This is a genomic window from Sphingomonas elodea ATCC 31461 (assembly GCF_000226955.1).
Taxonomy (GTDB): domain Bacteria; phylum Pseudomonadota; class Alphaproteobacteria; order Sphingomonadales; family Sphingomonadaceae; genus Sphingomonas; species Sphingomonas elodea.
In genome coordinates this window covers 20,760-29,346 of record NZ_AGFU01000082.1, presented here as the reverse complement: position 1 = coordinate 29,346, position 8,587 = coordinate 20,760, and the positions used below count along the sequence as shown (strand labels likewise).

7 protein-coding genes and 1 tRNA gene are annotated in these 8,587 nt (G+C 67.2%); 7 read left to right on the top strand and 1 reads right to left on the bottom strand.

What is annotated here, in order from left to right:
- The 4 genes from KK7_RS0118155 to galA form a co-directional block, all read left to right on the top strand.
- Positions 1 to 727 (top strand): glutamate ligase domain-containing protein (locus KK7_RS0118155; protein WP_010546062.1); only part of this gene is annotated, 727 nt, incomplete at its 5' end.
- Positions 720 to 1,598, top strand: a complete 879-nt coding sequence (locus KK7_RS0118150; protein WP_010546061.1) for an isoaspartyl peptidase/L-asparaginase family protein — start codon at positions 720 to 722, stop codon at positions 1,596 to 1,598. The genes KK7_RS0118155 and KK7_RS0118150, both read left to right, overlap by 8 nt.
- Positions 1,599 to 1,608: 10 nt before the next feature.
- Positions 1,609 to 2,409, top strand: coding sequence for a cyanophycinase (locus tag KK7_RS0118145; RefSeq protein WP_010546060.1), 801 nt, complete (start codon positions 1,609 to 1,611; stop codon positions 2,407 to 2,409).
- Positions 2,410 to 2,483: 74 nt separating this feature from the next.
- On the top strand, positions 2,484 to 4,940 hold the full coding sequence (galA, locus tag KK7_RS0118140) for a beta-galactosidase GalA (protein WP_029623421.1): 2,457 nt from the start codon (positions 2,484 to 2,486) through the stop codon (positions 4,938 to 4,940).
- Between the two features lie 234 nt (positions 4,941 to 5,174).
- Here galA and KK7_RS21155 read toward each other — a convergent pair whose 3' ends face one another.
- The gene (locus KK7_RS21155; protein WP_010546058.1) at positions 5,175 to 5,474 is read right to left on the bottom strand and encodes a hypothetical protein; all 300 of its coding nucleotides are present in this window, start codon (positions 5,472 to 5,474) and stop codon (positions 5,175 to 5,177) included.
- A gap of 383 nt (positions 5,475 to 5,857) precedes the next feature.
- Here KK7_RS21155 and rpsA point away from each other — a divergent pair, with 383 nt between their 5' ends.
- The 3 genes from rpsA (at position 5,858) to KK7_RS0118120 (ending at position 8,164) form a co-directional block, all read left to right on the top strand.
- Complete coding sequence (gene rpsA, locus KK7_RS0118130) at positions 5,858 to 7,570, top strand: 30S ribosomal protein S1 (RefSeq protein WP_010546057.1); 1,713 nt, start codon at positions 5,858 to 5,860, stop codon at positions 7,568 to 7,570.
- A gap of 181 nt (positions 7,571 to 7,751) precedes the next feature.
- The gene (locus KK7_RS0118125; protein ID WP_010546056.1) at positions 7,752 to 8,030 is read left to right on the top strand and encodes an integration host factor subunit beta; all 279 of its coding nucleotides are present in this window, start codon (positions 7,752 to 7,754) and stop codon (positions 8,028 to 8,030) included.
- Between the two features lie 47 nt (positions 8,031 to 8,077).
- Positions 8,078 to 8,164, top strand: a tRNA-Leu gene (locus tag KK7_RS0118120).
- Positions 8,165 to 8,587: the final 423 nt, after the last annotated feature.

Genomic DNA, 8,587 nt, shown 5'->3' with positions numbered 1-8,587 from the left:
CCCGCGCCGCCACATCGCCGAGGGCGGCATGGCGGTGGTGCGCGAGCATGGCAGCTATGGCGGCTGCATCGTGCTCCACCGGGCCGGCGAGCGGATCGAGCTGATGCCCGCCGCCGACATCCCGACGACGCTGGGCGGCATCGCCGAGTTCAACATCGCCAATGCGCTCGCTGCCGTCGCGATGTGCGCGGCGCAACGCATGCCGCTGGAGGCGATCCGCGATGGGCTGCGCGCCTTCACCGCCTCGTTCGAGGATTCGCCCGGCCGACTCAACATCCACGACGCGCACGGCATGCGCTGCATCCTCGATTATGCACATAATCCCGCAGGGCTGCGCGCGCTCGGACAGGTGATCGAGCGGATGCGCGGGCGCTACAACCGCGTCGTCGGCATGGTCAGCATCCCAGGGGACCGACGCAACTGCGACATCATCGAAATGGGAGGGCTCGCCGCCAGCCTGTTCGACGAGATCGTCTTCCGCGAGGCGCCCGACGGCCGCGGCCGCCCGCGCGGCGAGACCAACGGGTTGATGTCGCAGGGGGCGATGCAGGCGGGCATGGCGCCTGATCGCCTCCACCGCATCGTCGACGAGATGGAGGCGGTGGATACCGTCCTCAACCTCGGCCGGCGCGGCGATCTGCTGGTGATCATGCCCAGCGCCATCCAGGCTGTCTGGGACCGGATCCTCGCATTTGAACCCGCCGAGCAGGAGCCGGTGCATGCCTGAGGCGACCCGTTGGGCCTTGATCGTCCATGGCGGCGCCAAGACCATCGACCCCGGTCTTCACGACCGCAACCGTGCCGGCTGTGCCGCTGCGGCCGAAGCCGGCGCGGCGATACTGCGCGCTGGCGGCAGCGCGGTGTTCGCCGCGGAAGTGGCGGTGCGGGTTCTGGAGGACGATCCCGTCTTCAAGGCCGGCTTCGGCTCGGTACTGACATCCGACGGCACCGTCGAAATGGACGCCGCGATGATGGAGGGCACTGGCCTCACCCTGGGCGGGGTGGCGGGCGTGCGGCGTATCCGCAATCCGGTGAGCGTCGCCCGGCTGATGCTCCCCGCGCGCCCGGTGCTGCTTGCCGGCGAGGGAGCCGAACGGTTCGCCAGCGAACACGGCGTCACACTGGTTGATCCGGAAACCATGGTATCGAGCGAAGCACTCGCCTCCGAACATGCCAAGGCGCACGACACGGTCGGCTGCGTTGCCATCGATGTGACGGGAGCGATCGCCGCTGCCACCTCCACCGGCGGCCTGCCCGGCAAGCACCCCGGCCGCATCGGCGATTCCCCCATAGCCGGCGCCGGCCTCTATGCCGACGACACGCTGGGCGGCTGCGCCTTTTCCGGCGACGGCGAGGCCATCCTGCGCACGCTGCTGGCCGCCCAGGTGATGCACGCGCTCGAACGCGGCGGCTCCGCGATCGAGGCGGCGGAACACGCCATCGCCCGGCTCGGCCGCGTTGGCGGCGAAGCGGGCGCGATCGTCATCGAACGCTCGGGCGCCTTCGGCATCGCCCATAACAGCGACCATTTCGCTCTCGCCCTGCATTCGAACGGGCTCGATGCGCCGCGCGCGGGCCTCCACCGCGACGAACTCTAGGATCTATTGCATGGCTGAACGGGGCGGACCGCTGATCATCATCGGCGGGCATGAGGACAAGGACGGCGACAGGACGATCCTGAAGGAGGTCGCGGCGCGGGTGAAGGACGGCAAGCTCGTCATCGCCACCGTCGCCAGCCACCAGCCCGACGGCTATTTCGAGGCCTATCAGAAGGCGTTCGGCGCGCTGGGCGTCGATAACCTCGTCGAGCTCTACGTCCACGAGCGCGGCGAGACGCTGGAGCAGGAAACCCAGTCGGTCTTCGAGGGCGCGGCGGGCATCTTCTTCACGGGCGGCGACCAGCTGCGCATCTCCAGCCAGATCGGCGACACGCCGGTGGAGCGGATGGTGCGCGACATCCATGCGCGCGGCGGCGTCGTCGCGGGCACCTCGGCCGGCGCCTCGGTGATGAGCGAGACGATGCTGGTGAAGGGCAGCAGCGCGGAATCGCACCGCATCGGCGATCTCCACATGGCGCCGGGACTGAGGCTGGTCCGCGACGTGATCATCGACCAGCACTTTGCCGAGCGCGGCCGGATCGGGCAGCTGCTGGGTGCCGTGGCCCAGAACCCCCGCGTGCTCGGCATCGGCATCGACGAGGATACCGCCATCGTGCTGGAGGGCTGCTGCTTCCGCGTGGTCGACGCCGGCGCGGTCACTATCGTCGACGGCGCAGGCGTCACCCGCTCCAACATCGCCGAGGCCAGCCCAGAGCGCACCCTGTCGATGCACCATGTCTGCCTGCACGTGCTGAGCCATGGCGACCGCTTCGATCTCGACCAGCGAGAGCCGGTTTCCCCGCGCGATTGACCGCGCCGCCTTGCCACCCGCCCCTCCTGCTGGCATTAATCGTATAAATTACACCGCAGGGAGGGGAGCGGAGCATGCAGCGTCGAACCATATTGACCGGAGCCATGGGCACAGGTCTGGCGGCGGCGCTGCCAATTGCGGCCGGGGCGACCAGCCCGGTGATCCCCTCGCCCCGCCAGCGCCTCGCACTCGATACGGGCTGGCGCTTCCATCTGGGTCACGCGTCGGATCTGGCCAGGGACTTCAATTTCGGCCTCAACCAGCGGACCTATGCCAAGGCCGGCGCCGATACCGCCGATGCCGCCATGGCCGAATTCGACGACAAGGGCTGGGCCCCGGTGCAGTTGCCCCACGACTGGGCCGTCGACCTGTCCTACGCCATCCCGCCGGGGATGAAGGCGGAAGACACCAAGGACGATGTCGCCTCGCATGGCTTCAAGGCGATCGGCCGCGACTTTCCCGCCAACAGCGTCGGCTGGTACCGCCGCCGCCTGCCGATCGAGGCCGGCGATGCCGGCAAGCGCATCTGGCTGGAGTTCGACGGCGTGTTCCGCGACGCGATCGTGTTCGTCAACGGCTATGTCGTCGCGCGGAACGAGAGCGGCTATGTGCCCTTCCAGGCCGACATCACCGATTTCCTGAACTTCGACGGCAAGCCCAACCAGCTGGCGGTGCGCGCCGATGCCAGCTTCGGCGAGGGTTGGTTCTACGAGGGCGCCGGCATCTACCGGCCGGTGTGGCTGGTCAAGGCCGCGCCCGTACATGTGCCGCAATGGGGAAGCTTCGTCCGCAGCACGATCACGCCGCAAGGCGCGCAGATCACCGCCTCGATCGAAGTGCGCAACGCCACCGAGCTTCCTGCCAAGGCCACGCTGCGCCAGTATATCGTCGATGCGGGGGGCACGATGGTGGCCGCCTTGCCCGACGCGACCCTCACCCCCGCGGCCAACACGCTCGTGACGCACGAGGTGAGCGTCACCCTGCCCAACCCGCGCCTGTGGTCCATCGAGACGCCGGTGCTCTACCGGCTGGTGAGCCGGCTCCTCGTGAACGAAGCGCCGATCGATGTGTACGAGACCAGCTTCGGCATCCGTTCGATCCGCTTCGATGCCGAGCGGGGCTTCTTCCTCAACGACAAGCCGGTCAAGCTGCTGGGGGTGTGCAACCATCAGGACCATGCCGGCGTCGGCACCGCGATTCCGCCCGCGCTCGATGCCTGGCGGATCGCGCGGACCAAGGAAATGGGCGCCAATGCCTGGCGCAGCGCGCACAACCCGCCCTCGGAATCCTTCCTCGACGCGTGCGACCGCCTCGGCATGCTGGTGATCGACGAGGCCCGGCGCAACAGCACCGATCCGGAATCGACGAGCCAGCTCGAGCGCATCCTGCGGCGCGACCGCAACCATCCGAGCATCATCCTCTGGTCGGTCGGCAACGAGGAGCCGCAGGCGATGAACGCGCGCGGCGGCCGGGTGAGCCACAAGATGGTCGCCCATATCCGCCGCCTCGATCCGACCCGCCCCACCACCCAGGCGTTCGACCGCGGGCAGTATGAGGCCGCGGCGCGGGAAGTCGACGTGATCGGCTTCAACTACCATACGGACAAGACCATTCCCTTTCACGCACGCTTCCCGAACCAGCCGATCATCGGCACGGAGACCGGCAGCACGGTTTCCACTCGCGGGGAGTATTTCAACGACAGGCCGCGCCAGATCGTGCGCGCCTATGACACCGAATATCCGGCCTGGGCCTCCACCGCCGAGCAATGGTGGAAGGTCGCCGATGCGCATCCCTATGTCGCCGGCGGCTTCATCTGGACCGGCTTCGACTATCGCGGCGAGCCGACCCCGCACGCGCTATGGCCGGCTGCCTCCAGCTATTTCGGGGTGATGGACCTGTGCGGTTTCCCCAAGGACAATTACTGGTACTATCGCGCCTGGTGGCGGCCCGAGCCGCTCGTCCACCTGCTGCCGCACTGGAACTGGGCGGGCCGCGAGGGGCAAGACATCGAGGTCTGGGCCTATAGCAATGGCGAGGCGGTGGAGCTGCTGCTCAACGGTCGCAGCCTCGGCCGCCGCCCGGTCGAGCGTGGCGGTCATGTCGAATGGCGCGTGCCCTATGCGCCCGGCCGGCTGGAGGCGCGGGCGATCCGCGGCGGCCGCGTCGTCGCGACCAGCATGCGCGAGACCAGCGGTCCCGCCGCCGCGATCCGCCTGACCGCCGATCGCAAGCAGATCGCCGCCGACGGCCGGGATCTCGCCATTCTCGCCGCCGAGATCGTCGACGCGAAGGGGCGCCCCGTCCCCACCGCCAATACGCCGCTGCGCTTCACGATCGACGGACCGGCCGAGCTGATCGGGGTCGGCAATGGCGACCCGACCAGCCACGAAAGCGATCACGCCCCCGCCCGCCGCGCATTCAACGGCCTCGCCCAGGCCATCCTGCGGCATCACGGGGCGGCAGGGATCGTCCGGTTCACCGCCGAGGGCGACGGCGTGAAGCCGGCAAGCCTCGCCCTGCTGGCGCTCTGAGGCGGCCCCTGCTCGTCAGCGCCGCATCGGCGCCATCCGCCATTCGTGAATGGTCGGCGAGCGGTCTCGCCAACAAGTCACCTTGTAATGGCACAGGGCAGGGCAACCAGCACGCGGTCGGGGCGCCCGCAACAAGGAGCCTGTTCCGTTGCTGGTCCATCACCTTGGCTACCCGACGCCGACATGCCGCGCGAGAGCCCATTTTTCCCACCATGTCGTCGCGCCTGGCCCCAATCAGGCGGCGACTGGTTCCGTGTGCTGATGGAGGCAGCAGCTGGTGCAGACCTCCCCCTCGATCGTATAGGTGATCGCATTATCGTCCGCGTTCACCCGGTCCACCCGAACGCGGCGGCGGAGTCCCGGGGTGCGCGGGTCATCGAGGCGATAGACGGCCCCCTCGAGCAGCGGCAGCCGCGCCGCCTGCGGGCTCCAGCCGGGTTGCGCGAAGCGTTCGGCCGCGTCGGTGGCTTCGGGAGCGTGACTGGAGGCGGCGAGGGTCGCCCCGCTCAAATACTCCTTCAGTAAATAGGGCATGGCCACCCTCCCCGTTCGAAGAAAACGATATTCGTTTACCTGTCGTTAAATGAATAGACGTGCGAGGGATCGTCGCCAATCTTCATCCGCTCCGAAATGGAAGCAAGCGTCGCCGCATCGGAGGATAGCCCGCAAACCTTGCTTTGGCAGTGCATTCCGGGTAAGGCGCGCGCGTCCTGCGAGCGGTTGCTCGTGGGGGATGGCGCTGGGAGTTCCGCTTCCATGCGCCCTTTTCGCGTTTCGGCGCGAGCTGCCCGTCCTCCACCTGCACCCGCGCGAAGGATGTCGCGACCGGCATTCGGCCGCCGCGGCATTTCTGGCCCTCAAGACCGCCGGATCCAACCGGTTGGCCGGAAAAAACGAACGTTAGGAACCACTTTTTTATGGCCACTACGGCAAACCCCTCCCGCGACGATTTCGCGGCACTGCTCGACGAAACCTTCGGTCAGGCGGACGGCTTTGAAGGCCGCGTCGTGATCGGCACCGTCACCGGCATCGAGAACGACCTCGCCGTCATCGACGTGGGCCTCAAGTCCGAAGGCCGCGTGCCGCTGCGCGAATTCGCAGCGCCGGGTCAGAAGGCGGACCTCAAGGTCGGCGACGAAGTCGAAGTCTATGTCGATCGCGTCGAGAACGCGAACGGCGAAGCGATGCTCAGCCGCGACCGCGCCCGCCGCGAAGCCGCCTGGGACAAGCTCGAGGCGGAATTCGCCCAGAACACCCGCGTCGAAGGCGTCATCTTCGGCCGCGTCAAGGGCGGCTTCACCGTCGACCTCAACGGCGCCGTGGCCTTCCTGCCGGGCAGCCAGGTCGACATCCGTCCGGTGCGCGACGTCACCCCGCTGATGGACATCGCCCAGCCCTTCCAGATCCTCAAGATGGACCGCAAGCGCGGCAACATCGTCGTGTCGCGTCGCGCGGTGCTCGAGGAAACCCGCGCCGAGCAGCGCTCGGGCCTGATCCAGAGCCTCGCCGAGGGCCAGGTGATCGACGGCGTCGTCAAGAACATCACCGATTACGGTGCGTTCGTCGACCTGGGCGGCATCGACGGCCTGCTGCACGTCACCGACCTCAGCTACAAGCGCGTCAACCATCCGTCGGAAGTGCTGAACATCGGCGATACCGTCCGCGTTCAGATCATCCGCATCAACCGTGACACGCAGCGCATCTCGCTGGGCATGAAGCAGCTCGAGAGCGATCCGTGGGATGGCGCGAGCGTGAAGTACCCGGTCGGCGCGAAGCTCTCGGGCCGCGTGACCAACATCACCGAATACGGCGCGTTCGTCGAGCTGGAGCCGGGCATCGAAGGCCTGGTCCACGTCTCGGAAATGAGCTGGACCAAGAAGAACGTCCACCCGGGCAAGATCGTCTCGACCTCGCAGGAAGTCGATGTGGTCGTCCTCGAGGTCGATCAGGAAAAGCGCCGCATCTCGCTCGGTCTCAAGCAGGCCCAGCAGAATCCGTGGGAAAAGTTCGCCGAAGAGCACCCGGTCGGTTCGACCGTCGAGGGCGAAGTCAAGAACGCCACCGAGTTCGGCCTGTTCATCGGCCTGGACAACGACGTCGACGGCATGGTCCACATGTCCGACATCGCCTGGGGCATCTCGGGTGAGGACGCGCTGGCCCTGCACCGCAAGGGCGAGACCGTTAAGGCGATCGTTCTGGCCGTCGAAGCCGACAAGGAGCGCATCTCGCTCGGCATGAAGCAGCTCGAGCGTGGCGGCGTCGCCGCTGCCGGTTCGACCGGTGGTGCGGATCGCCTCGGCAAGAACGCGATCGTCACCGTCACCGTTCTCGAAGTCCGCGACGCGGGCCTCGAAGTGCAGGTTGGCGACGATGGCGCGACCGGCTTCATCAAGCGCACCGACCTCGGCCGCGACCGCGACGAACAGCGTCCGGAGCGTTTCCAGGTCGGCCAGAAGTTCGACGCGATGGTCACCGGCTTCGATCGTTCGAAGAAGCCGACCTTCTCGGTCAAGGCGATGCAGATCGCCGAAGAGAAGCAGGCCGTGCAGCAGTATGGCTCGTCCGACTCGGGCGCGTCGCTGGGCGACATTCTGGGTGAGGCCCTCAAGGCGCGCAGCCAGAACAACTAATCCGGTTGTCTAAGAAGGGGTCCGGGCGCCGCGAAAGCGGTTCCCGGGCCCTTCTTTTTTGATTTTGGCACCTCCTCAACCACATCTTCTGGTTGATGCAGATTGGCAAAAAGCGCTAAGGTTTCCTTGGGGATAGCCGTTCGCGGCCAGGTTGGGCGCGGTCGCCAAGGGAGGGGCGCGAATGATCCGTTCTGAGTTGGTTCAGTTGCTGGTAGAAGAAAATCCCGGCCTTTCGGTCCGGGAAGTCGAGAAGATCGTCTCGATCTTTTTCGACGAAATCGTCGGCAGGCTGAGTGAAGATGGTCGCGTGGAACTGCGCGGCTTCGGGGCTTTTTCCACCCGTGCGCGCGAAGCGCGGCTGGGGCGCAACCCGCGCACCGGCGAAGCGGTGGAGGTGGATGCCAAGCGCGTCCCGTATTTCAAGCCCGGCAAGGAGATGCGCGTTCGGCTGAACATGTGATGCGCGCTTGACACGCGGCGTGCGGCAGCGTCTTGGCTGCCGCCCACGCGGACGTGGCGGAACCGGTAGACGCCGGAGACTTAAAATCTTCTGCCCCTCGGGGCGTGCGGGTTCGAGTCCCGCCGTCCGCACCAGTTTCGTCGCTACACATCAGGCCGCGGGTATCGGCCGCCCACGCCCCTCGGGCGCCGCGGCGGTCGATACCCGCGGCCTTGTTGCGTGCGGGAACCCCCATGAGGGTCCGGTTCTTCGTTGACCTGTTCGACAGGGGGCCTTGTCGGGAATAGCCGCTCGGTGCGGGAACGACACCGGCCCATTTGGGGGTGCGGATGGATCACCCCGCCCGCCCATCCCGTCCTACTGGCGCAGGGTCTTCGATGGAGATCAGATTGATCCGTCGAGCGATTTCGCGCTGTTCGGTGGTGCCGGCCCTGCACCGCATGCTCCCGGTCACGATGTTGGAAAGACCCGAGGGCCGATCGCGGGCGGCGCGAACGCCCGCACTGGCGGCATCGATCGCTGGCAATACCCCTACCCTAACCGCCAAATTGCGCACG